Consider the following 22,236-nt stretch of genomic DNA (forward strand, 5'->3'; position numbering starts at 1 on the left):
CCTTCTTAACGTTACCGGCGGATGTGAGCGGAGACGTTGCTAGCTTTACGCAGTGGCTTTGCTCGAATTGCCTTCCTGCTGATCGCCATGACGGCGATAGTCGGTGGCGGAGATGCCGAAGTGCGCGCGGAAGGCGCGCGAGAAGCTGCAGTTGTTCTCGAATCCGGACGCCTGGGCGATTTCGCCGATGGGCGCGCCCGTGCTGATCAGAAGATCCGCGGCATGGGCGAGGCGGATCCGCGATGCCGTCACCTGCGGCTGCTCCTCGTAGACGAAGGTGTAGGTGCGCGAAAAATAGCTGTGCGAGAAATTGACCAGGCGGGCGAGCTCGCGCATGGGGATGCGCCGGTGGTGATGTCCCTTCAGGTACAGGCGGGCGCGTTGCAAGCGCACGAACACCTGGTGGCGGTGGCCGCGGGTCCTGCCGGGGCAGCGTTGCGCGAAGCGCTGGAGGTCGCGCTGTACTTCGGCCATGAACGCCAGCAGTGGCCGGGTATCGCCGTGGCTGCCGGCCCCCATCAGCGCACGTGGGCAGGCACGCCGCCACAAACGCAGGAAGACCACGCGTTCGCGGCGATTCAACCGTCCGCGACCCGGATATACCCGCGAATCATCCGCCGGCCGCCGCGAGGGCGATCCGCCCGCCTCGAACGACATGCCCAGGCACAGCCCGGTCGAACTGGCCTGGACGGTGGGGCGCGACTCCCGGTCCAGGGCGATCCACTGGCCCGGCCTCAGCCGGAACCGTCCTTCGGCGGACTCTATCCAGGCTTCGCCCCGCACCTGTACCCACAACGAGAACCGGCGCGCCTGCAGGCCGAGATTGCCCTGGCGGGAAACGGCGAGACAGCGCGGTGGTGCATGCGGAGTGGTGGTTTCTCCGCAGCGCAGGGTCCGGCCACGATCGGCCCACAGCATCGTTGCTTCCATCTTGTTCATGCCTCCGGTCCGGCACGCCGAAAGGCGCGGTGATTGCGTCCGGCGGACTCCGGACGGATCGGCAGATTGGCCGGCGTGGCGGAGCGCTGGAATCGGAAAGCTCCGAGACCCTCGTCAGGACCGCAAGAAATGCAAAGCGAACGGGTGCTTTGGCTCAGCCGCTGGAGGAAGCCGTGAAAAGTGCGTGGCCGGAACGATTGCCCGGACCGGATGCATGCGACGTCTGGCGCTCCGATCTTTGGATGGACCGGGGTTTTTTCAGGGCGGATGGGGCAGGGCGCTGGCGTGATGGTGGTCTTGCAGGAGCGATGCCTCGAGGAACGCCACCCGCTCGCGTATCTCCTGTTCGCGTTGGCCGATCGCGCGGGCGTCCGCCGCGAATACATCGCCTTCCGGAACCGGTGCCACCAGCGCCAGCGCGCCTTCCATGCGGTGCAGCAGCTCGCGCCGGGCGACCAGTGCCGAGGCCGGCAAGCGATCCAGCCGCGCAAGGTCCTCGCGGCACGCCGCGACCAGGTCGGGAATCAGATCGCCATCGTCGCCGTCCGGAAGCACGTCCTGCGGTGCGGGCTGTGGTTCGAGCACGGACTGGGAGGCGGGCGACGGGCGCAGGTGGTGCGCCAGCTTGCCCGCCAATTGATCCAGTCGCACCGGCTTGGCGAGGAAATCGTCCGCGCCGGCCTCCAGGCAACGCCTGGCCTGCTCGGGCAGCGCGCTGGCCGAAAGCGCGATGACGGGCAGGTGGCGGCCGGACGGCTCGGCGGCGCGGATCCTGCGCGTCAGCGCCAGCCCGTCCAGGCCCGGCATGTGGCAATCGGTGATCAGCAGATCGATGCCACCTGCCGCGAGGACCGCCAGCGCGCGTTCGCCATCCTCCACCACGGTATGCGTGTAGCCGAGGCGATCCAGCTGGCGCGCGATCAGCGCCCGGTTGACCGGATGATCCTCCGCGACCAGGACATGCCGGTTCGCCGGAAGTGCTGGCGGGAGCGCGGGCGTCGGTTCACGGGCCGGCTGTTCGCCGAGGGCTTCCCGGCAAGCCTCGCCCACGGCGTGATGCAGCAGCGGATCGCCCGGCAGCGCGATGCAGGCGCGGCCCGGTCCTGCCGCGAGGGGCGCCTGCAGGTCGACGCGGACGCAGGGCGTTTCCGGTGCGCAACCGGCCGGACCGACGGCACAGGCATCGACGACCGCCAGATCGAAACCGACGGACGCCGGAAGGTCGGCGCCTTCGCCGCTCAGCACGTCGAAACCCAGTGCCGACAGCGAATGAAACAGGCCTTCGTTTCGCCACGGGTCGCGGCTGCGCAACCAGGCGCGTTTGCCCGCGAACGCCGCCACCGGCCGGAGCGGCTCGCTGACCGGCAGGCTCAGTTCGAACACCGCCTCGGTCCCGATGCCGGGTTCGCTGGCCAGGCGCAAATCGCCGTCCATCAGGGAGGCGATGCGGCGGCTGATCGCCAGGCCCAGTCCGGTGCCACCGAACCGGCGTGCTTCCGACCCTTCCGCCTGCACGAAGGGATGGAACAACTGGGCGAGATCGTCTTTCCCGATTCCGATGCCGGTATCGGTGATGGTGAAGCGGATGCGCTGGTATCCATCGGTGTCCCCGACGACCGACAGCCTCAGCGCGACATGGCCATCGTCGGTGAACTTGATGGCGTTGCTGACCAGGTTGCTGAGCACCTGCCGGATCCGCGTGGCATCGCCCAGCAGCGCGCCGGCCACCCGGTTTTCCTGGATCACGTGCAGGCGGACGTGCTTTTCCCTGGCGCGCGCGGTGAACAGGCCGGCGACGCTGTCGACCAGCGCGCGCGGATCGAAGGGCTGGCGGGCGATCGCCAGCCGGCCGGCCTCGATCCGCGAATAATCGAGGATATCGTCGAGGATCTGCAGCATCGCCTTGGCCGAGTCGTCGGCCAGGCGCAGCATGTGCGCCTGCTCGCGGTTCATCGTCGTGCGTGCCAGCAGTTCGATCAGGCCCAGCACGCCCGCCATCGGCGTGCGGATTTCATGGCTCATCGAGGCCAGGAACGCCGCCTTGGTCGCCGCGGCCGATTCGGCGCGCGCCTTGGCGTCGTGCAGCGCCTGTTCCTGCGCATGCGCGGCGTCGATGTCAATCCAGTACCCGCTCCATTCCAGGGTTCCGTCGGGCAGTCGGCGCGGTTGTCCCGCCTCGGTCCGCACCCAATGCCAGCGATCCCCGAACCTCAGCCGGAGATCCAGCGTGGGCAGGGCACGCAGGGTGCGCGCGGTCTCCCGCAAGGCCGCCTTGAGGTGTTCGCGATCATCCGGATGCAGGCGGTCGTAGAGCTGGCGTTCGTCGGCGACCAGTTGTTCCGCCGAGAGGCCCAGCAGGTCCTGCACATTGCCGGCCGCATAGATGAAACGCCGCTCGCCCCGCGGCGAGAGCCGGAACTGGAAGACCGTCGCCGGAATGGCATCGGTGATGTCGGACAGGCGCTGCTCGGAAGAGCGCGCGCGTGCCTGCGCGGCACGGATCTCGCTGACATCCACGAGGGTCGCCAGCCGCCCGGCGGGTTCGTCGGCGTCGTAGAGGAATGCGTGCGACCACAGGATCACGTCGCGCGGCGCCGCGCCGGCCTCCGTCTCCGGCAGTCGCAGCTCGCCGTGTTCCGAGGCTTCGCGTCCGGGCAGCGCGCGATCGGCGATCCGCATGCCGGCCAGATCCGCGCCCGGGTCCGGCCGCGCGTCGTCGAGCCGGCGCCCCAGCAGTGAATCCCGCCCGCATCGGAACATCGCCTCGTAGGCCTGGTTGACCGCCAGGTACCGTCCATGCGCGTCCCTGGCGAAGATGGGATAGGGAATGGTTTCCAGCAATGCGCGCTGGAATGACAGTTGTGCTTCCAACGCTTGCTCCGCGCAGACCCGGGCGCGGGTCAGGCGGTGCAGCCGGGCGTACGCCAGCATGACCGCGCCGATGATGACCAGGGCCATGGCGATGCCGCCCGCGACCCAGCCCCACGGCACCCCGTAGTGATAGGAACTGCTGAGCCAGCGTGCGCGGATGGCGCGCTTCTGCGCGGGTGCCATGTTGGCCAGCACGCGATCGAACAGCGGCAGCAGCGCCTGCAGGTCGCCGCGTGCGCCGAATGCGAGCTCCTGGTCGAGTTCCGCCGGTCCCACCACCCGCAGATCCGCGGCATAGTGATCGCGTATCAGCGAATCAATCGCGGGCAGGGTGCCGATGTAGGCATCGGCCTGTCGCTCGGACACCATCGCCAGGCCCGCCTCGTTGCTGGCAACCGGACGGAACGTGGTCCGCTGCAACTGGCTCTGCAGCCTGCCTATCAATCCGGCTTCGTCGCGGACCGCGACCACTCGCCCGTCGAGGTCGCGTGCGCCGGCGATGGCCGGACCATGCGTGGACGCCACGATCACTTCCGGGAAGTACTCGTACGGCCGGCTGAATGCGACATCGTCATGATGGAAATCGTCTGGCGTGCCGGCCGCGACCAGATCGATCTCGCCGGACTTGATCATCTGTTGCAGGTGATCCCAGTCGCGTGCCGGAATCGGCTGCAGGCGCAGGCCCAGCTGTTCGCCCAGATGGGCGAGATAGTCGGCGGCCAATCCATCGAAGCGGCCTTCACCGTCCATGAAGCTGTACGGGTACCTATCCACCTCGAATCCCACCCGCAGCGTCGGCAGCGCGCGCAGGCGTTCCAGTTCCCCGGCGCTCAGCGAGGCGTTGGCCGCGGCGCCGTCTTCGGCGGAATCGCCAAAGCCCCAGCGATCGCGCAGCCGGGCCAGTTCCGCTTCGTCGATGCTGGCGGCGGCCTTGTCCAGCAACGAGGCCAGGGGAGCCGCATCGACCCGCACCGCGGGCGAGAACGCCAGGGCCGGCAGGCCCGCCGATCCGGTCAGGTTGAGATCATCGGCCCGGCGACCGGCCAGCAGCGCCCGGGTGCGGGCCGCGGTGACGCCGATGTAGGCGTCGGCTTCGCCACGGGCCAGGCTGTCCAGGCATTGCAGGCCGGTATCGCAGTACTGCAGCACCGCGTGCGGATAGGCGCCCTGCAGGCGCACGATGGTGTCCTGGAAGCGGCGCTCGATGAGAATCCGCGCCCGATCCAGATCCCGTTGATCGCGCGTGCGCGTGTCATTGCGACGAGTGACCAGCACGGGAGCGGCGCTCAGGTAGGTCCGCAGCAGGCGGACGTGGCCCTCGTCGCCACGGGTATGGGGCAGCGCGAGCAGCAGATCGAAAGGCGGTGCCCGCCTGGCGGAGCGCGACGCGACGGCCTCCCAGTCGGTGAATGGATGGAAGGCGACCTGCAAGCCGGCGCGCGATGCAAGCAGGCGGACGTAGTCGATGCCCAATCCTTCCGGCTGGCCTCCCATCCAGGCTTCCAGCGGCATGTGATCGCCCGCGAATACGCCCACGCGCAACACCGGATGGGCGCGACGCCAGGCGATTTCCTCCTGGTCCAACGCCAGCGTCGTATGCGCGGTCGCATGGGCGACCACGATCAGTGACAGGCAGAGGGACCCCGCCAATGCCAGCATGCCGGACAGGCACGCACGCAGGCGGGAGGAAACACGGAAGGACATGACAGGCACGCGCAAAAGCGATGCGCGTCAGCCTAGGAGTGGTGCCCTGGCCTTCGAATCGGATTATTCCTAATGTCGCGACGCCCGCGGGCGTGCTTCATCTCTCAGACAGCGTTTTTGTACGGAGACACGGTCGTCCGTCAGGAGAGCATGCCCTTCTCGCGCGCGTAGGCGTAGATGTCGAAGTCGTTCTTCAACCCCAGCTTGGCCATCGCCTCCTGCTTCTGCGTGCTGATGGTCTTGACGCTCCGGTTGAGCTGGCGGGCGATCTCGGTCACCGACTTGCCCGATGCGAACAGGCGGATGACCTCGGTCTCGCGCGGCGAAAGCGGAACCGCTTGCGCGGACTTGCCATTGCCGGCCTGGATCAGCAGGCGCTGGCTGGCCTTGCTGACATAGGTCTGCCCACGCATGACCGTCTGCACGGCCGTGGCCAGTTCGGTCATCGCGTCGGTCTTGTTGATCAGGCCACGCACGCCGATATCCAGGATCGATTGCAGGACGGCCGGGTTGGTGACCATGGTCAGCACGATCAGCGGCATCTCGGGCAGGCGGCGCTGCAGCAGTCCGATCAGGGACAAGCCATCGGCTTCGTCCTCGTTGGGCATGCTGAAATCGGTAATCACCAGGTCGCAGGGATGCTGGGCGAGGATCTCCATCAGCGAACCGCTGGAACCGGCAACCGCGACGATCTCGTGGCCCGAGCGTTCGAGCAGCTGACGGACAGCGGCAACGATGATCGGGTGATCGTCGGCGAGCACGATCTTCAATGTCATGTGCCGTGGTCTCCCGGATTCTGGGCTGAAAGCAGTCACATTCTATATCGGGGCTTTGCCATTCCGCGAACCTATCGGATTCGCAAGCCACCGCCATCGCATATTTTGTGACTACGTCTGCGGAACGTGCGCTTTACGGCGGAATTATCGCTTGCGCACCGGCGAATCCGTGCCATTCCGGAATTTTTCAGACGATTCCGATGTTCGATGGCCTGTGACGGGAAGAACACTGCGAAAACGGTGGATCCGCGGTTGCCGACGGATATGCAGACAAGGGGCCAAGACGATGTCTGCAGTGGGCACGGAGTCCGCCGCTTCCATGTCCCAGACGGTAGCCAGAACATGCTGACTGAAAATCAGGAAAGTCTCGACGCCACGATCAGCCGCCTGACGCAGACGCAGGATGCGTCCTGTTCCCTGTCGGCGGTGCTTGAACCCCAGTTGAGCGATGACGAGTGGGCGCACATCGTGGTCAATCTCGGGGGGAGACTCGGCGCGCGCGCGCGCGGCCACAAATCCAGTGCCCGCTGTTTCGTCGAGGCGGTGCTGTGGATGGCGGGAAGCAACGATGCCTACTGGCGTTGCCTGCCCATCGAATACGGCGCCAACCACAGCGTCTACGTGCGCTTCTCGCGCTGGGTCAAGGCGGGACAATGGGACCCGGTGCTGGCCTGCCTGCCGGAAAGCGACGCCCGGCGGCAGGGCCTGGCCCGGATGGTCGCGACCCATCGTGCCTCGCTGCAACGCAAGCAGCGGTACGCCAACCATCAGGCTGCCTGATTCGGCAGGTCGCGGGTGATCGGGTGGAACGCATGTTCCACCCGGGCACAACCCCGACGATGCATGGCGGGCGCGGGCGCCCGCCGTGAACTCAATGCTGTTCGCGGAAGTAGGCGACCACTTCGCCCTTGATCTTCAACGTCATCGGATTGCCGCGGCGATCCTTGGACTTGCCCACCGGCACCCGGATCCATCCTTCGCTGACGCAGTATTCCTCGACGTTGTCGCGTTCGACGCCATTGAAGCGGATGCCCACGCCGCGGTCGATCATTTCCGCATCGTGGAAGGGGCTGCGCGGGTCGGAGGCCAGGCGGTCGGGGGGCGTTTCGGTGCTCATGGTGGTGGTTTCATGTGTCGCGGAAGGCGCATAGGATAAACGTCCGGGGGCCGCCTCCCAAGTTCCTGCCGCGGCCCGCGTCCTCGGTGACGAACCCCATGGTGGAGGCGAGGCAGGAATCCCGCGGATATCCAGGACATTTCCCATGACCCTACCCGACGAAGACGACTTCGACGCCGACGATGCGTTCTCCCGCTCCGGTGACGACGAGGACGAGGACATCGATCTGGGTGATCAGGAAGCCCTGATCTGGAACCTGCTGGTACTGATCAACCCGGGTGACGAGGAGACCGCGCTGCGCCAGTTCGCGACCTGGCGCGAGCGCATGGCCGAGGCCGACGGCGACGACGATGGCCGGATGCTGTGGGCGCTGAAGGACGCGATCGACTGGACGTCGGGTTTCTATGTCGACTGGAAGGACAGCGAGTCGCTGATCGACAGCGTGAACGAACTGGCTGCGCGCTGGAACATCGACATCGACTGGGGCGGCGATCCCGGCGACGAAGACTTCCTCGATGGCGTGGACGTGCCGGGCCTGATGGCGGTGGCCTATGACCGCCTGCGCGAACATGGCTACACGCTCTGGAACTGGAACACCGACGGCGATGCGTATGCGGGCTGGATCGCGCTCAGCCGGGACGACGAGGGCATGCAGCAGCTGTGCGCGGCCCTGGGTATCGAACTGCGCCCCGGCAGCGACGCGTTCTGACCGGCTGGCGACCGCGATCAGCGCCGGGATTCGGCTTCATCTCCCAGCGCCATGCCGGCACCCAGGCCCATTCCCGCGCCGGCGCCACCCGCTCCGGCTCCGGCGTTACCCGTCTTGCCGCCACCCTGGCGTGGGTCGTCGCGCGCGCCCTCGTTCTTGCCGGCCTTGCCACCGCCGCCACCGGGACGCGCCGGGCCCTGGGGAGGAATGGACAGGCCGGGCGGTATCGGATCCAGATCAAGGGCTTGGCGGATGAAATCGCGCAGCGACATCACCAGTTCATCGGTGCGTATCGGCCGGCCTTCCACCATGTCGGTGGCGGCGCGGGCGGCCAGCCGCACCTGTTCGTCGGTGCCCAGCAGGACGATGTCGGACAGCGCGGCCTCGACCGCGTCGCGAATCCTCCGCGAACGATCCGAACCGGTGCCGGCCTCGTCGTCACCGCCCTGGGCCTGTCGGATCCGAAGATCCCGCAGGTGCGTCGGGTCCACGGCCAGATGGCCGGTGAAGGAACCTCCCAGGGTCTTGTAGGCGGCGATGAGCGTGCGCAGCCGTTCGTTGATCTGGCGATTCTCGCGTTCCCGCCGTTGCTGGATGGTCTGCATGACCAACAGGCGGATACCGACGCCGATCAAGGTGATTACCGCCAGGCCGAGCAGCGTCGACAGCAATGTCTGCCACGAACTGAAGTCCAGACCACGCATGCGATGACCTCCGGTATCCGCCGCGTTCGCGGCGGGTGGAACGATAGCAGGCCGGATGCGCGCCGCACTCCGGACGATGATCAGCCGATGGCCAGCTTTCCCGCCGCCACCGCGATGAGCCCGCCGGACACGCCTTCGATCCAGCGGCGGCGACGTTCGTCGAGACCGTTGCGCCAGCCGCCGGACGCCATGGCCAGGGCGAGCAGGGAATAGAACGCGGCGCACAGGCCGATGAAGGTAGCCGACAGCGCAATGGCCTGCGGCGCCGCCGGAGTGGCGCTCGAGATGAACTGCGGCAGGATCGCGAAGTAGATCATCATGCCTTTCGGGTTGAGTACCGCGGTCAGGAAACCACGGCGGAATTCCGCCTGATGCCCGTCGCCACGGACCTGCAAACCACCCGGTCGCGTCGCCGACCGCAGCAGGCGCCAGGCCAGCCAGGCCAGGTAGGCGACGCCCGCCCAGCGAAGCATCGCGAACAGCGGCGGCGACGCGGCGATCAGGGCCGCCAGCCCGAGTGCCGCGAGCATCGAATGCACCAGGTATCCGGTGCAGACTCCGAACGTGGCGCGCAATCCGGCACCGCCGCCGCCGCCCAGGGTCTGGGCGACGATGAACAGCATGTCCGGGCCGGGCGTGGCGATCAGCGGCAGCACGGTGGCCGAGAAGAGCAGCAGGGTGGTCGTGTCCATGGCCGATCATGCTAGGGACACTGCCTCGCCGCGGGGTTGCGAATATTCCAGAAATTTCGGATAGATTGGCATTCGATGCCAATAAAATCCTGAAATGGAGGTTTCAATGCCTGCGAAGCTGGACGAGCTGGATCGCCGCATCCTGCGCGCGCTGCAGGGGGACGGGCGCATGCAGAACACCGAACTGGCACAGGTTGTCGGCCTCTCGCCCTCGCCATGCCTGCGCCGGGTACGGCTGCTGGAGCAGGCCGGCGTCATCGAACGCTACGTGGCGGTGGTCAATCCCGCCGCGGTGGGTTACCCGCAGACCCTGTTCACGCGGGTGTGGCTGACCGCGCAGGACGCGGACACCATCGACCGTTTCATCGCCGCGATGGAACGCCTGCCGCAGGTGATGGAGTGCTACATCATGCTGGGCGAATGCGATGCCATGCTGCGGGTGGTGGTGGAGGACCTGGACGACTATCGCCGCTTCCAGACCCGCCACCTCACACGCGCCAACGGCATCCAGAACGTCAAGACGGATCTGCCCAGCCAGGTCGTGAAGCGCAGCCACGCCCTGCCAATCTGACGTCCACGGCCGCGTGATTCCTGGCCGTCATCGGGCCATCGTTCCTGAGGGCCCGTTGCCCTCTGCTAGGCGCACGAGGTCAATGGCGTCCGCCATCGCCTGGTAGCCGGCATCGTTGGGATGCAGGTGGTCGCCGCTGTCGTAGGCGGGCAGCAGGCGATCAGGCTGCGCGGGATCGCGCATCACCCGATCGAAATCCACCACAACGTCGAACGCGCCCGATTCGCGGATCCAGGCATTGACGGCTTCGCGCTTGGCTAGCGCCTCCGCGCTGGGCGGTGCGGGGAAGGTGGTGCCGCCGCGCGGCAGCAGGGTCGCGCCCCAGACTTTGATACCGCGCGCACGGGCGCGGGTGATGATCTGTTGCATGCCCTCGATGATCTGCGTGGCGCTGACCTTCTGATCCGGCGCTTCGAGCCGGTCCGAGGCGGAGATGTCGTTGCCACCCTGCAACAGCAGCATCCAGCGCACGCCCGGCTTGTCCAGCACATCGCGTTGCAGGCGCGACAGCGAACTCGGCCCGCGATAGGGCGCCACGCCGTCGTTGAGGATGCGATTGCCGGCGATGCCGGCGTTCACCACGGCGATGGACGCCAGCGCCGGATCACGTTGCAACCGTTGCGCGAGCCGATCGGGCCAGCGCGCATTGGCGTTTTCGCTGGAGCCCACGCCATCGGTGATCGAATCGCCCAGCACGACGAAGGCGCGCGCGCCCGCTGGCGCGGCGACTTCCAGATCGGTCAGCAGGTAGCGGGTATCGTCGGGTTCGCCTTCCGGTTCGAACCGCGACCGCGAGGTGAGATCGCCCCGCGCCAGGTACACCGTCTGGTTGCCGACCTGGTGGACGGTCGGCGCGGCCGCGCCCTGCGGCAGGTACAGACTGATGGCGAGCATCTCCAATGCCGTCACCGGCAGATCCACCGCGTCACTCAGGACCGACCCTCCCGGCGGGAGCGTCACCTGCGGCAGCCCGGCGAACGTCACCGATCCATCGCTGTCGGCTTGGATGGCACCGTCCGCATGCCGGGCCAGCCGGACCGGACCGATCGTGAGTGGCTGGCTGCCGAACAGGTTGGACAAGCGCACGCGGACCGCCGCTCCGCCCAGGCTGGTGCGAACCACTTGGCGTATCGTCACCGGCGGCAACGCGTCTCCCGCCCCTACCGGCGCCGCACTCCAACTGGCGACCCAGTGATGGTCGTCGTCGCCCATGGGAGGCTGTGCCTGGACGGGGACCGGCGATGCCAGCGCAAGCAGCAGGCAGGCCAGGGGAAGAGCAAAGGATCTCGACGCGAAGGGCATGCGGGTTTCCCGGGTTGGATTGGAAGCAGCCGGCCCTGTCTGGCAGCGACCGGTGCGCGGTACGATGCCGGTCCCGCCGGCCCGAAGTCCTGAAGGCGGGCCTGAAACGCGCTGAAAAGTTCTGAAACGGATGGAAGAACACTTGCACACGACCGCGCGAACCACGCTGCGCCTGGGCGACTGGCAACTGGATACGATTTCCGGCGTGGCCACGCGCGATGGCGGGCGCATCCAGTTGGAACCGCGCGCGCTGGCGCTGCTGTTGCGTCTGGCGGAACGGCCGGGCGAGGTGGTGAGCATCGACGCACTGCTGGCCCGGGGCTGGCCCGACGTCATCGTCAGCCAGGATTCGGTGTATCAGGCCATAACCTCGCTGCGCCGCCAGCTGGGCGACGACCCGCGGCAGCCGCGCTACATCGCCACGGTGCCGCGGCTGGGCTACCGCCTGATCGCCGACGTTTCCGCGACCACGCCGCTCGGTCCGGTCGCGGAATCACCCGGCGTGGACGGTTCGCCATCCGGATCTGACCGGACCACCATCGACGAGGGACGGGAAGGCCGCGAACATCGGCCGTCCCGCGTTCCCGTGCGCATCGGCTTGTGGCTGGTGGTCATGCTGCTGGCGGCGTCCGCCGTGGCGGCTTATCAGCTGACCCGGCCCGTCAATACGGAGACGCCGTCGATGGCATCACTGTCCGTGCTCGCGCCGGCGCGCTTGCAGACGCTGGCCGTGCTGCCATTCCTGGATTTGACTGATGCGATGAACGAGGAACCGTTCGCCGACGGCATGACCGAGGAACTGATCGTCCGCCTGAGCAAGGTGCCCGGATTGAAAGTGTCGGCGCCGACCGCGTCGTTCCAGTTCAAGGACAAGCAGGTGCCGGTCCCCGAGATCGCGCGTTCACTCGGGGTGTCCTATTTGCTGGACGGCAGCGTGCGCAAGTCGGAGCGAACCCTGCGTGTATCCGTGCGCCTGCTGCGTGCCGACGACGGGTTCGTGGTGTGGTCGGATACCTACGATCGCCCGCACGAGGACAAGCTGGCGATGCAGGATCAGATCGCCGGAGAGGTGACTTCGGCGCTGGAGCGGCTGGCGCCGCGGGCGACGGATTCGCCCGCTGGCCGTTGAGGCGACGCCAGCGCGTCTCAGTCGCCGCCGCGGCCCTGTTCCCTGGCGCGCGCGATCACCGCCTTGACCAGCGTTCGGTCCACGTGCCGCGAGATGGCGATCGCGCCGAGCCGGATGGCGTCCTCGCGCAATTCCGCGGTTACGTCGTAGTGGGCGCCGCTGGTCTTGTTCTGGAACGCGCGACGCGGGATGCCCAGCCGTTGCGCCATCGCATGCAGTTCCTCCAGCGTGTCCGCCATCAGGTGCGCCCAGCGCTGGCCGCGCCAGAGGTGCACCGCGTCATCCACGTATACGCTCATTGATCGGCTGCCGGAGGGATCATCGCAACGGCTCCGGATGACTCACTTGATCCGTACCATGCGGTCAAGCAGGTGCTCCATGACCGCCTCCATGTCGCCGCACTTGCCCATGTGCACCGGCGAGGTCTGGATGATGGCACTGCGTTTGGCGGTCAACCAGTGGAATCGCGCGCGTTTGGGCAGCATGCCGATGGGACCGGCCTGGGCGCCGCCTTCGCAGATGCGCGGAATCGCGGCCAGGTGGCGTTGCAGGGAATCCAGATCGATGCGCGGATCCAGCGCCAGCACGCGGGCTTCGTCCAGCTCGATGCGCGCCTGCAGGAAGCCGGTCTTCTCGCAGGACACGATCACGCCGACGTTGATGAATTCCTCGCGCTCCACCCGCGGCACGACCCGGATGACGGCGTAGTCGTAGCTGTCAGTCGCGCGCACGCTGGGCCTCCTGCGCGAACGCATGCGGCAGCGCCAGGCGCTGCTGCAGATAGTGGGTATAGGCCGCACGCTGCTGGTCGGGCGGACCGAAGGCGTCGCCACCCTGCAGCCACGTGTCCGGTACCAGTGCGACGATGTCGGCCAGCCGTTCCGGGGACAGCCTCGCGCTGAGCCGCGCGTCGGCGGCTTCCAGATCGCTGGCCCAGGGCAGCAGGACATGATCCCGGATCAGCGGGAACGGCCGGCCGGCGCCACTGGTATCACCGTCCCAGCCGTGATGGAAATAGAGCGAGGCGCCGTGATCGATGAGGGTCAGCCGGCGATGCCAGATCAGCAGGTTGGGATTGCGCACGGTGCGATCCACGTTGCTGATGAAGGCATCGAACCAGACGATGTCCGACGCCAGCGCCGGGTCCGGCTGCTCGGCCACGGGATCGAAATTGGCCGAGCCCGGCAGGTAGTCCAGCGCCAGGTTGAGCCCGGCACTGGCCTTGATCAGATCCTGGATCTCCGGATCGCCCTCGGTGCGCGCCAGCTCCGCGTCCAGTTCGACCAGCACGATTTCCGGCACCGGCAATTGCAGTGCGCGGGCGATTTCGCCGGAAATCAGCTCCGCCACCAGCGCGCGCGGCCCCTGGCCGGCGCCGCGGAACTTGAGGACATACATGCCGTCGTCGTCCGCCTCGACGATGGCCGGCATCGAGCCGCCTTCGCGCAGGGGCGTCACGTAGCGGGTGGCGGAAACGGTGCGCAGCGTCATCGCGCAAGGATAGCCTCCCGCGCGGGTACGGCGAAGCCCGTCAGGGATGCCCGCCGCGCGCGGGCAGGGCGGGTGCGGCCGGCAAGGCCGGCACCTGGGTGTCCGCGTCGGCCAGTACCTTGCCCAGCGCCATGCCGCCGCCGTCCAGCGCTTCGGCCTCGGCCGCGCGGGTCATGATGACGATGCTGATGCGACGGTTGATCGGGTTCTGCGGATCCTGCTTGTCGAACAGCACGGAGGACGACAAGCCGACCACGCGGGTCACCTTGTCCTCCTGCATGCCGGCTTCGACCAGCGCCCGCCGCGCCGCGTTGGCGCGGTCGGCGCTCAGCTCCCAGTTGGTGTAGCCGGCCCGGGCATACGCGGTGACGTCGGTGTGGCCGGTCAGGCTGATGTGGTTGGGTACGCGATTGATGAAGCCGGCCAGCTCGTGGAGGATGTCGGTCGTGTACGGCTTGAGCGAGGAACTGCCCAGATCGAACATGGGCCGGTTCTGCTGATCGACGATCTGGATGCGCAAGCCCTCGGGGGTCAGATCGATCAGCAACTGATCCTTGAACGGCTCCAGCGCCTGGCTGCGGCTGATCGCCTCCTCCAGCGCTTGCATCAAGGCTTCCAGCCGCTGCTGGTCCTGCGCATGTTCGCGTGCCTGGTCCTGCGCGCTGGCTTCGCGCGAGGCCGGCGTGTGGCCGTCCGGATCCGGTTTGCTGAAGGGGTCGTCGCCACTGCCGCGCGGGATGTCCATCGTGCCGCCCAGCTTGATCATCGAGGTACTGGCGCCGCCGGGTCCGTTGGGACCGGGCGCGGGCGAGAAGCTCTTGCCGCTGAGCGGGCTCGGGTTGCGGAAGTACTCGGAGATCGCCGCGCGGTCCTTGTTGGTGGTCGCGCCGACCAGCCACATGACCAGGAAAAACGCCATCATCGCGGTGACGAAGTCGGCGTAGGCGACCTTCCAGGAGCCGCCGTGATGGCCGCCGCCCTGAATCTTGCGGACCCGGCGAACCACAATGACCGTGGATTTCTCGGCCATGGCGCGTGCCTACTTGGCGCCCTTGAGATGGGTCTCGAATTCGGCGAACTGCGGACGCACCGCCGACGGCAGCGTCTTGCGCGCGAACTCCAGTGCCACCTTGGGGTTGTAGCCGCGCAGGCAGGCCAGCAGGGCGGTCTTGACGCTTTCGTAGATGCGGCTGTCCTGCTCGGCGCGCGCTTCCAGCGCCGCGGCCAGCGGGCCGACGAAGCCGTAGGCCAGCAGGATGCCCAGGAAGGTGCCGACCAGGGCGCCGGCCACATGCGCGCCAACCTCGGCGATGTCGCCGCCGATCGAACCCATGGTGATGACGATGCCCAGCACCGCGGCGACGATGCCGAAACCCGGCAATGCGTCGGCGACTTTCGCCAGCGCGTGGGCCGGCGCCATCATCTCGTGATGGTGCTTTTCCAGCTCCAGTTCCAGCAGCGGTTCCAGCTCGTGCGGCTCGATGTTGCTGCCGACCATCAGGCGCAGGCAGTCGGTGATGAAGTCCATCAGGTGGTGATCGGCCAGCACCTTGGGATACTTGTTGAACAGATCGCTGGAGCCCGGATTGTCGACGTGCGATTCCAGCGAGATGAAGCCTTCGCGGCGCGCCTTGTTCAGCAGCTCGTACATCAGGGTCAGCACGTCCAGGTAATCGGACGACTTGTACTTGACCCCCTTGAACACCGCGGGAATGCTGGCGAAGGTGGCCTTCACCACCTTCGGCGGATTGCTCATCAGGAACGCGCCCAGCGCCGCGCCGCCGATGATCACCAGTTCGAACGGCTGCCACAGGGCGGCGAGCTTGCCGTGCGAGGCGACGAAGCCGCCGAGCACACTGGCGATGACGACCAGGATTCCTACGATGATCAACATGGACGGGGCGCGGCGTGGGGTACGAAGGAATGTCGGCCCCGATCCGGGTTTCTTGAGTGGCCGCGGGGAGGCCGCGGACGGGCGGCTCAGGTCGAGCGCGAGACGCCCAGGCGGCGCAGGATCAGGTAGACCGCCAGGCTGGACAGCAGCCCCAGCACCAGCGCGGCGGAGGCGCCCGCCCGGTGATCGGCGAAGGGCAGGCCATGCAGGTTCATGCCGAACACGCCCACGACCAGGCTGGGCGGCAGCAGCAGCGCGGTGATCATCGACAGCACGTAGAGGTGCGTGTTGGTGCGCTCGGCAAGTTTGGCGGCGACCTCGTCCTGGAGCAGGCGGGCGCGCTCCTGCAGGGTCGAGACGTCACCGTCCAGATCATCGAAGCGCTGGCCGAGGCGCGACGCCACCGGCAGCAGTTCGTCCTCGTCCTCGTCCGGGGCGTGCCGTTGCTCGAACTGCTTGAGAACCCGGCGCATGGCGGTCAGCGGCCGGTGCAGGCGCACGCTCTGGTGCCGCAGCGAGGCCAGGTCGCGCCGTTCGTCGCCGATGGCGTCGGCCAGCACGCGGTCCTCGATGCGATCCAGCGAGTCGGAAAGATCATCGGTGGCGCGTTCCACCGAGTCGGCGAAATGCTCGGCGATGGCTTCCAGCACGCGGGCCGGATGGCTGCAGCGTTCACCCGCGCAAAGTTGCCGCCGGACCGTCTCGACCGATCGCAACGGCTGCCGGCGGGCGGTGACCAGCAGGCCGTCGCCGCCACCGATGGCGAAATGCAGCCAGCCCAGGCCGTCGTGATGGCCGGGCGCGCGCGGCGCGGTCCCGCCGGCACGCTGGTGTTCCCAATCGACGAACACGCCGTAGGCGCCGTCCTCCTGGCGTTGCAGGATCACGTGGGTATCGTGGGACAGCAGCGCTTCGCGGGCATCCTCGGACAGCGCCAGCCGGGCGATGGACTGCGCGCTGCGGGCGTCGCTCTGGTTGAAATGCAGCCAGCGCCAGCCATGGTGTTCACCCGGTTCCATCGGGTCACCGGCCTCCATCGGCGTGGCGCGCCCCTCGGCATCGAAGCGCACGGCCCACAGCAGGCCGGGGAACCCGTCAAACAGGACGTCGGCGTCGGAACGGACCAGCATGGCGATGCCGCCTTCACGGCAGACGACAGTTTCGTGACCGGCAGGTTACATGCGCCGTGTGCCGGTTTTGTGACAGCGCCGTGGCGCGGTCAGGACAGCGGCTGGCCTTCCGGCGCGCCGCGCTGCAACCGGTCCGGCAACGGTTCGCCGTCGCCGGTGAAGTCCAGCGACACCGAATTCAGGCAATGGCGCTCGTGGGTCGGTGGCGGGCCGTCCGGGAAGACGTGGCCGAGGTGGCTGCCGCAACGGGTACAGACGATTTCGGTGCGTACCATGCCGTAGCTGTTGTCGCGGATCCGGCCGACATGCTGCTCGTCGAACGGCGCGAAGAAACTCGGCCAGCCGGTGCCGGAATCGAACTTCGCGCTGGAACGGAACAACGGCAGCCCGCAGAAGCGGCAGGTGTAGGTGCCTTCGCGCTTGTTGTCCAGGAACACGCCGCAGAACGGCGCTTCGGTGCCATGCTGGAGCAGGACCCGGCGTTCATCGTCGCTGAGGCCGTCGGTGAGTTGCCGGCGCTGGGCATCGGTGGGAGGCGTGAGATCGAAGGCGCTCATGGAAGGCTCCGGGGTTCGTCCGCAGTCCTATATGGTGGCGGCCGGGCGGACCGCAAGTGCGGGCGGGCAACGCCGAATGCCCGCGCAGGAATGAAGCTGCCGCAGGCGCGGAAACGAAGAAAGGCGGCCATGGGCCGCCTTTCCCTTTCATCCGGTGCCTCCGGGACAACGCGCGATTCAGGCGTCGTCGCGACGGAACTCGCGATACAGCCAGTCGTCGAGCATGCGCTTCTCGTAGCGCAGCGGGTCCGTGTCCATCACGTTGCCGCCGCTCATCATGAAGGCGCTGTCGACCAGCTTGCGCTCGCCCTGGGCCAGCACCTGGCCATTGGCGTCCTTCAATTCGAAGTTCAACGTCACCCGCGGCGGATAGATGTCCTTGATGATGCGGATGCGATCCATGTTGAACCCGCGGCCCGGCTCGTAGCTGCCGGCGCGGCGGATGTCGGTGATGGTGATGTGCATCTGCTGGCCCGGCGTCAGGCGCTTGCCGGCCTGCTTCTGCAGGTAGGTGGCCAGGTCCACCACCCAGTTGCCCTGCACCGCTTCCCAGCGGTTGCCGCTGTAGCGGATGTCGGTGAACTGGCCGGGGTCGGTCCACTCGACGCTGACGGCGTTGGCGGTCGGTAGTTCGCGCGGGGTATTGGGGTCGGTGACCGTCCTGGACTTGGCCAGCAGCGGTCCACTCAGCGCCAGTCCCAGCACCAGGGCGGACAGGAGGGATACGCGTTTCATGACCGGTCTCCGAAAGTATCAGGGGACTCAGATTCTGCGCCGGCCCCCCGGGGGCGGCAACGCGTCGGCGGGCTTTTCCGGCGCGTCCGTCACCCGAAGTTCATGTCCTTGAACGGCAGCCGATCCACACCGGTCTTCAGCTCGTGCGCAGCCGCTCCACGTCGCGCAGGGGCGGGGCGCCGAACATGCGGCTGTACTCCCGGCTGAACTGCGACGGGCTTTCGTAACCGACCCGATGCCCCGCGGTCGCCGCGTCCACCACCTCGGTGAGCAGCAGGCGGCGGGCTTCCTGCAATCGCAACTGCTTCTGGTACTGCAGTGGACTCATCGCGGTCACCGCCTTGAAGTGGTGGTGCAGCGCCGAGGGGCTCATGTGCACTTGCCGGGCGATGTGATCGATCCGCAGCGGCTGATGGAAATTCTGGCGCAGCCAGCCAATCGCCCGCGCCACCCGATGGCCCTGGCTTTCGGCCACGCCGATGTGGCGCAACATGCCGCCCTGTTCGCTGCGCAGCAGGCGGTAGTGAATCTCGCGCTGGATCAGTGGCGCCAGCAGCGGAATGTCGCGCGGGGTTTCCAGCAATCGCACCAGCCGCAGCGCGGCGTCCAGCAGTTCCGGATCGCACTGGCTGACCGCGATGCCGCGCGAAGGCGGCGGCAGCGGCGCGGACACTTCCTCGGCCTGGGTCACCAGCGCGGCGATGTCGGCGGGCGGAAGTTTCAGCACAAAGCACAGGTAGGGCTGCTCGGGCGTGGCCTGGATGACCTGTCCGGTGATCGGCAGATCCACCGAGGCCAGCAGGTAGCGGGTGGCGTCGTAGTGGTAGACCTCTTCGCCCAACAGGGTCCGCTTGCTGCCCTGCGCGATCAGGCACAGCGCGGGTTCCTGCAGTCCGCCCATCGGCGCGCTGGGCGCGCTGAGCCGGGAAAAGCGCAGGTTGTCGATGGCGGTGGCATGGATGCCGTCTTCGCTGGCGAATCGTTCAATCGCCGCGGCCAGGGCGGCGCGCCCTTCCTCGATCCGGGCGTCCGCACTGGATGCCGGCGGCAGGCCGGACGGCGAGGCGGGGTTTGCAGAAACAGGGGAGGTTTCCATGGCGATGGAGTCTACGCCCGGTCCGGGAGGGCCGATACGGCCCGGCGGGGCCCGCGGCAGGATCAGGCAAGAATGACGGAGGAACCGGATATCGGCGAAAGCAGTGGCGGCACCAGACTGCGCCTCCCGCCGGCGCATCCCGCGCCGGCCATCGCGAGAAGGCCATCCCCCATGTCCGGAATCGAAGGAAAAGTCATCGCCATCACCGGTGCCAGCAGCGGCATCGGCGAGGCTACCGCGCGTGAACTGGCGCGCCGTGGCGCCCGCGTGGTGCTCGGCGCGCGCCGCACCGAACGCCTGGAGCAATTGGTCGCCGGCATCACCCGCGCGGGCGGCCAGGCCGTTTACCGCAAGCTGGACGTCACCGATCTGGAAGACACGCGTGCGTTCGTCGAGTATGCCCGCGCCGAATTCGGCCGGGTGGACGTGATCATCAACAACGCCGGCGTGATGCCGCTGTCGCCGCTGGAAGCGCTGAAGATCGATGAATGGAATCGCATGATCGACGTCAACATCCGTGGTGTGCTGCACGGTATTGCTGCCGGCCTGCCCGTCATGAAAGCGCAGGGCGGCGGCCAGTTCGTCAACGTGTCGTCCATCGGTGGCCATGCGGTGTATCCGACCGCGGCGGTCTATTGCGCCACCAAGTACGCGGTGCTGGCGATCTCCGAAGGCCTGCGCCAGGAACACCAGGATCTGCGGGTCACCGTGATTTCCCCGGGCGTGACGACCAGCGAACTGGCCGACACCATCACCGATCCGGCGTCCAAGGCCGGCATGGACGAGTTCCGCAAGATCGCGATTCCGGCCGAGGCCATCGCGCGGGCGATCGCCTATGCCGTCGAGCAACCCGATGATGTGGACGTCAGCGAAGTGATCGTGCGCCCGACCGCCAGCGCCTACTGACGGGCACCTGCCCCGGTTCCGCGGGATGGAAGGCAACAAAGCTTTCCATCCCGCGGCTTGCCCGCTCCGGCGCGGAGGAGTGAAATGGCGGACCCTCCCCCGCATGAGTTTTCCGCCATGGAATATCGCTACCTGGGCGCATCCGGTTTCCGCGTGCCCGTCCTCAGTTTCGGCACCGGCACCTTCGGGGGCCAGGGCGCACTGTTCAGTTCGTGGGGCCAGACCGATGTCGCCGAGGCGCGCCGGCTGATCGACGTCTGCCTGGACGCCGGACTGAACATGTTCGACAGCGCCGACGTCTATTCCAAGGGCGCGGCCGAATCGATTCTCGGCGAAGCCATCAAGGGCCGGCCGCGCGATTCGCTGATCCTCTCCACCAAGGCGACCTTCCGTTTCGACGAAGGCGAGAACAGCGTCGGGTCATCCCGCTACCACCTGATCAATGCCATCGATGCCGCGCTCAAGCGCCTGGGCACCGACTACATCGACCTGTTCCAGTTGCACGGTTTCGACGCGCGCACGCCGGTCGAGGAAGTGCTGTCCACGCTCGACGATCTGGTGCGGGCTGGCAAGATCCGCTATCTCGGCGTGTCCAATTTCTCCGGCTGGCATCTGATGAAATCGCTGGCGGTGGCCGATCGCTACGGCTGGTCGCGCTATGTCGCCCACCAGGCGTACTACTCGCTGGTCGGACGCGACTACGAATGGGAACTGATGCCGCTGGCCGCCGACCAGGGCGTGGGCGCGGTGGTCTGGAGTCCGCTGGGTTGGGGCCGCCTGACCGGCAAGATCCGTCGCGGCCAGCCGCTGCCGGAAACCAGTCGCCTGCAATCGCAGACCAGCATCGATTCCGGTCCGCCGGTGGATCAGGAGCACCTGTTCCGGGTGATCGACGCGCTGGACGAAATCGCCGCCGAGACCGGCAAGACCCTGCCGCAGATCGCCCTGAACTGGCTGCTGCAACGCCCGACCGTTTCCACCATCGTGGTGGGCGCGCGCAACGAGGATCAGCTGAAGCAGAACCTGGGCGCGGTCGGCTGGAACCTGAGCGCCGAGCAGGTCGCGCGCCTGGACGCGGCCAGCGCCGTGACCAAGCCATATCCGTACTGGCACCAGGCCGGTTTCAAGTACCGCAATCCGACGCCGGTCTGATCCGGTCCATTCGTCCCATTGCCGCTGGCGCAACCCCACGCCAGCGACCGTCGTTTGCCAGGAGAGATTCGCATGAGCCAGCCGGTCAAGATCGATTTCGTTTCCGACGTGGTGTGTCCGTGGTGCGCGATCGGGTTGCAGTCGCTGGAACAGGCCATCGCCCGGGTGGGCGGTGATCTGCAGGTGGAACTGCACTTCCAGCCGTTCGAGCTCAATCCGCAGATGCAGGCCGGCGGCGAAGACGTCGTCGAGCACCTGACCCGCAAGTACGGCATGAGCGCCGAGCAGGCGCGCAGCAACAGCGAGGCCATCCGCCAGCGCGGCGCCTCGCTGGGCTTCACCTTCGACATGGATCGCCGCCGCCGCATCGTCAACACTTTCGACGCCCACCGCCTGCTGCACTGGGCCGAGCAGGAGCATCCGGACAAGCAGCGCGCGCTCAAGCACGAGCTGCTGCGCGCGTATTTCAGCGAAGGCCAGGATGTGTCCTCGCCGGACGTGCTGGTGCCGCTGGCCGAATCGGTCGGCCTGGACGGCGCGCGTGCGCGGGCCATCCTGGCATCGGACGAATATGCCGAGGCGGTGCGGGCACGCGAGCGGCTCTACCAGGAACACGGCATCAACGCCGTGCCCTCGGTGGTCTTCAACGATCGCCACCTGATCCAGGGTGGCCAGCCGGTGGAAGTGTTCGAACAGGCGCTGCGGCAGCTGTCCGGCATCGCCGGTTGAAGCGGGATGGCAAGCGCCTGCCGGGCGCGGGA

General features: G+C 67.5%; 22 protein-coding genes and 1 pseudogene. 7 read left to right on the forward strand and 16 right to left on the reverse strand.

Annotation, left to right across the window (positions count from 1 at the left end; all coding sequences use genetic code 11):
• Positions 1 to 45: 45 nt before the first annotated feature.
• From IB228_RS14985 to IB228_RS14995, 3 genes are all read right to left on the reverse strand, one after another.
• Positions 46 to 939 (reverse strand): AraC family transcriptional regulator, encoded by an 894-nt coding sequence (locus tag IB228_RS14985; RefSeq protein WP_192199060.1) that lies wholly within the window; start codon positions 937 to 939, stop codon positions 46 to 48.
• 258 nt (positions 940 to 1,197) lie between these two features.
• On the reverse strand, positions 1,198 to 5,514 hold the full coding sequence (locus IB228_RS14990; RefSeq protein WP_192199061.1) for a transporter substrate-binding domain-containing protein: 4,317 nt from the start codon (positions 5,512 to 5,514) through the stop codon (positions 1,198 to 1,200).
• Between the two features lie 140 nt (positions 5,515 to 5,654).
• The gene (locus IB228_RS14995; protein ID WP_192199062.1) at positions 5,655 to 6,290 is read right to left on the reverse strand and encodes a response regulator transcription factor; all 636 of its coding nucleotides are present in this window, start codon (positions 6,288 to 6,290) and stop codon (positions 5,655 to 5,657) included.
• Between the two features lie 342 nt (positions 6,291 to 6,632).
• On the opposite strand from IB228_RS14995, the gene IB228_RS15000 reads away from it, so the two are divergent.
• The gene (locus tag IB228_RS15000; protein ID WP_192199063.1) at positions 6,633 to 7,070 is read left to right on the forward strand and encodes a transposase; all 438 of its coding nucleotides are present in this window, start codon (positions 6,633 to 6,635) and stop codon (positions 7,068 to 7,070) included.
• A gap of 91 nt (positions 7,071 to 7,161) precedes the next feature.
• On the opposite strand, the gene IB228_RS15005 is transcribed toward IB228_RS15000, so the two are convergent.
• A complete protein-coding gene (locus IB228_RS15005) occupies positions 7,162 to 7,407 on the reverse strand; it encodes a DUF3297 family protein (protein WP_183640663.1) in 246 nt (81 codons plus the stop codon).
• A gap of 145 nt (positions 7,408 to 7,552) precedes the next feature.
• On the opposite strand from IB228_RS15005, the gene IB228_RS15010 reads away from it, so the two are divergent.
• Positions 7,553 to 8,116, forward strand: a complete 564-nt coding sequence (locus IB228_RS15010; protein WP_192199064.1) for a hypothetical protein — start codon at positions 7,553 to 7,555, stop codon at positions 8,114 to 8,116.
• A 17-nt stretch (positions 8,117 to 8,133) separates the two neighbouring features.
• Here IB228_RS15010 and IB228_RS15015 read toward each other — a convergent pair whose 3' ends face one another.
• Together IB228_RS15015 and IB228_RS15020 are read right to left on the reverse strand one after the other, a co-directional pair.
• Positions 8,134 to 8,820 carry a hypothetical protein gene (locus IB228_RS15015; protein WP_183640668.1) on the reverse strand — a complete coding sequence of 229 codons (687 nt, stop codon included), beginning with the start codon at positions 8,818 to 8,820 and terminating at the stop codon, positions 8,134 to 8,136.
• 80 nt (positions 8,821 to 8,900) lie between these two features.
• Positions 8,901 to 9,512 carry a LysE family translocator gene (locus IB228_RS15020; RefSeq protein ID WP_183640671.1) on the reverse strand — a complete coding sequence of 204 codons (612 nt, stop codon included), beginning with the start codon at positions 9,510 to 9,512 and terminating at the stop codon, positions 8,901 to 8,903.
• A gap of 106 nt (positions 9,513 to 9,618) precedes the next feature.
• On the opposite strand from IB228_RS15020, the gene IB228_RS15025 reads away from it, so the two are divergent.
• Positions 9,619 to 10,083, forward strand: a complete 465-nt coding sequence (locus IB228_RS15025) for an Lrp/AsnC family transcriptional regulator (RefSeq protein ID WP_192199065.1) — start codon at positions 9,619 to 9,621, stop codon at positions 10,081 to 10,083.
• A gap of 27 nt (positions 10,084 to 10,110) precedes the next feature.
• Here the strand turns inward: IB228_RS15025 and IB228_RS15030 are convergent, their stop codons facing one another.
• Positions 10,111 to 11,205 carry an SGNH/GDSL hydrolase family protein gene (locus IB228_RS15030; RefSeq protein WP_343227091.1) on the reverse strand — a complete coding sequence of 365 codons (1,095 nt, stop codon included), beginning with the start codon at positions 11,203 to 11,205 and terminating at the stop codon, positions 10,111 to 10,113.
• A gap of 322 nt (positions 11,206 to 11,527) precedes the next feature.
• Between IB228_RS15030 and IB228_RS15035 the strand changes: the two genes are divergently transcribed.
• Entirely contained in the window at positions 11,528 to 12,514 is a 987-nt protein-coding gene (locus IB228_RS15035; protein ID WP_183640679.1) for a winged helix-turn-helix domain-containing protein, read from the forward strand.
• Between the two features lie 17 nt (positions 12,515 to 12,531).
• Here IB228_RS15035 and IB228_RS15040 read toward each other — a convergent pair whose 3' ends face one another.
• The 9 genes and pseudogenes from IB228_RS15040 to IB228_RS15080 all read right to left on the reverse strand — a co-directional run bounded on the left by IB228_RS15040 (position 12,532) and on the right by IB228_RS15080 (position 19,417).
• Positions 12,532 to 12,813, reverse strand: coding sequence for a DUF4031 domain-containing protein (locus IB228_RS15040; RefSeq protein WP_192199067.1), 282 nt, complete (start codon positions 12,811 to 12,813; stop codon positions 12,532 to 12,534).
• Between the two features lie 42 nt (positions 12,814 to 12,855).
• Positions 12,856 to 13,269 carry a DUF3037 domain-containing protein gene (locus IB228_RS15045; protein WP_203321911.1) on the reverse strand — a complete coding sequence of 138 codons (414 nt, stop codon included), beginning with the start codon at positions 13,267 to 13,269 and terminating at the stop codon, positions 12,856 to 12,858.
• Entirely contained in the window at positions 13,232 to 13,999 is a 768-nt protein-coding gene (locus IB228_RS15050; protein ID WP_183641393.1) for a HipA family kinase, read from the reverse strand. Before IB228_RS15050 ends, IB228_RS15045 begins: the two co-directional genes overlap by 38 nt.
• Before the next feature lie 88 nt (positions 14,000 to 14,087).
• Positions 14,088 to 15,035: pseudogene (gene motB / locus IB228_RS15055) on the reverse strand (flagellar motor protein MotB); the annotation flags it as partial.
• Positions 15,036 to 15,044: 9 nt separating this feature from the next.
• Positions 15,045 to 15,899: a flagellar motor stator protein MotA gene (motA, locus tag IB228_RS15060; RefSeq protein ID WP_183640689.1), complete on the reverse strand. Its 855-nt coding sequence runs from the start codon at positions 15,897 to 15,899 to the stop codon at positions 15,045 to 15,047.
• A gap of 86 nt (positions 15,900 to 15,985) precedes the next feature.
• Positions 15,986 to 17,029 (reverse strand): CorA family divalent cation transporter, encoded by a 1,044-nt coding sequence (locus tag IB228_RS15065; protein ID WP_183640692.1) that lies wholly within the window; start codon positions 17,027 to 17,029, stop codon positions 15,986 to 15,988.
• Positions 17,030 to 17,118: 89 nt separating this feature from the next.
• On the reverse strand, positions 17,119 to 17,586 hold the full coding sequence (msrB, locus tag IB228_RS15070; RefSeq protein ID WP_183640694.1) for a peptide-methionine (R)-S-oxide reductase MsrB: 468 nt from the start codon (positions 17,584 to 17,586) through the stop codon (positions 17,119 to 17,121).
• Between the two features lie 177 nt (positions 17,587 to 17,763).
• On the reverse strand, positions 17,764 to 18,321 hold the full coding sequence (locus IB228_RS15075; RefSeq protein WP_192199069.1) for a DUF3016 domain-containing protein: 558 nt from the start codon (positions 18,319 to 18,321) through the stop codon (positions 17,764 to 17,766).
• A gap of 136 nt (positions 18,322 to 18,457) precedes the next feature.
• Positions 18,458 to 19,417, reverse strand: a complete 960-nt coding sequence (locus tag IB228_RS15080) for an AraC family transcriptional regulator (RefSeq protein ID WP_192199070.1) — start codon at positions 19,415 to 19,417, stop codon at positions 18,458 to 18,460.
• A 171-nt stretch (positions 19,418 to 19,588) separates the two neighbouring features.
• Here IB228_RS15080 and IB228_RS15085 point away from each other — a divergent pair, with 171 nt between their 5' ends.
• The 3 genes from IB228_RS15085 (at position 19,589) to IB228_RS15095 (ending at position 22,204) form a co-directional block, all read left to right on the forward strand.
• Positions 19,589 to 20,323, forward strand: coding sequence for an SDR family oxidoreductase (locus IB228_RS15085; RefSeq protein ID WP_192199071.1), 735 nt, complete (start codon positions 19,589 to 19,591; stop codon positions 20,321 to 20,323).
• A 117-nt stretch (positions 20,324 to 20,440) separates the two neighbouring features.
• Entirely contained in the window at positions 20,441 to 21,475 is a 1,035-nt protein-coding gene (locus tag IB228_RS15090; RefSeq protein ID WP_192199072.1) for an aldo/keto reductase, read from the forward strand.
• 72 nt (positions 21,476 to 21,547) lie between these two features.
• Positions 21,548 to 22,204 (forward strand): DsbA family oxidoreductase, encoded by a 657-nt coding sequence (locus tag IB228_RS15095; protein ID WP_192199073.1) that lies wholly within the window; start codon positions 21,548 to 21,550, stop codon positions 22,202 to 22,204.
• Positions 22,205 to 22,236: the final 32 nt, after the last annotated feature.

This window comes from Pseudoxanthomonas sp. PXM04, from assembly GCF_014851695.1.
Lineage (GTDB): Bacteria > Pseudomonadota > Gammaproteobacteria > Xanthomonadales > Xanthomonadaceae > Pseudoxanthomonas_A > Pseudoxanthomonas_A beigongshangi.

Bases quoted from the DNA above. Each gene is read 5' to 3' on its own strand.
- IB228_RS15080 (WP_192199070.1), bottom strand. From the start codon at position 19,417: ATGGAAACCTCCCCTGTTTCTGCAAACCCCGCCTCGCCGTCCGGCCTG.
- IB228_RS15065 (WP_183640692.1), bottom strand. From the start codon at position 17,029: ATGCTGGTCCGTTCCGACGCCGACGTCCTGTTTGACGGGTTCCCCGGC.
- msrB (WP_183640694.1), bottom strand. From the start codon at position 17,586: ATGAGCGCCTTCGATCTCACGCCTCCCACCGATGCCCAGCGCCGGCAA.
- IB228_RS15015 (WP_183640668.1), bottom strand. From the start codon at position 8,820: ATGCGTGGTCTGGACTTCAGTTCGTGGCAGACATTGCTGTCGACGCTG.
- IB228_RS14990 (WP_192199061.1), bottom strand. From the start codon at position 5,514: ATGTCCTTCCGTGTTTCCTCCCGCCTGCGTGCGTGCCTGTCCGGCATG.
- IB228_RS15000 (WP_192199063.1), top strand. From the start codon at position 6,633: ATGCTGACTGAAAATCAGGAAAGTCTCGACGCCACGATCAGCCGCCTG.
- IB228_RS15045 (WP_203321911.1), bottom strand. From the start codon at position 13,269: ATGCGTTCGCGCAGGAGGCCCAGCGTGCGCGCGACTGACAGCTACGAC.
- IB228_RS15090 (WP_192199072.1), top strand. From the start codon at position 20,441: ATGGAATATCGCTACCTGGGCGCATCCGGTTTCCGCGTGCCCGTCCTC.
- IB228_RS15005 (WP_183640663.1), bottom strand. From the start codon at position 7,407: ATGAGCACCGAAACGCCCCCCGACCGCCTGGCCTCCGACCCGCGCAGC.
- IB228_RS15075 (WP_192199069.1), bottom strand. From the start codon at position 18,321: ATGAAACGCGTATCCCTCCTGTCCGCCCTGGTGCTGGGACTGGCGCTG.
- IB228_RS15095 (WP_192199073.1), top strand. From the start codon at position 21,548: ATGAGCCAGCCGGTCAAGATCGATTTCGTTTCCGACGTGGTGTGTCCG.
- IB228_RS15085 (WP_192199071.1), top strand. From the start codon at position 19,589: ATGTCCGGAATCGAAGGAAAAGTCATCGCCATCACCGGTGCCAGCAGC.
- IB228_RS14985 (WP_192199060.1), bottom strand. From the start codon at position 939: ATGAACAAGATGGAAGCAACGATGCTGTGGGCCGATCGTGGCCGGACC.
- IB228_RS15040 (WP_192199067.1), bottom strand. From the start codon at position 12,813: ATGAGCGTATACGTGGATGACGCGGTGCACCTCTGGCGCGGCCAGCGC.
- IB228_RS15020 (WP_183640671.1), bottom strand. From the start codon at position 9,512: ATGGACACGACCACCCTGCTGCTCTTCTCGGCCACCGTGCTGCCGCTG.
- IB228_RS15010 (WP_192199064.1), top strand. From the start codon at position 7,553: ATGACCCTACCCGACGAAGACGACTTCGACGCCGACGATGCGTTCTCC.
- motA (WP_183640689.1), bottom strand. From the start codon at position 15,899: ATGTTGATCATCGTAGGAATCCTGGTCGTCATCGCCAGTGTGCTCGGC.
- IB228_RS14995 (WP_192199062.1), bottom strand. From the start codon at position 6,290: ATGACATTGAAGATCGTGCTCGCCGACGATCACCCGATCATCGTTGCC.
- IB228_RS15025 (WP_192199065.1), top strand. From the start codon at position 9,619: ATGCCTGCGAAGCTGGACGAGCTGGATCGCCGCATCCTGCGCGCGCTG.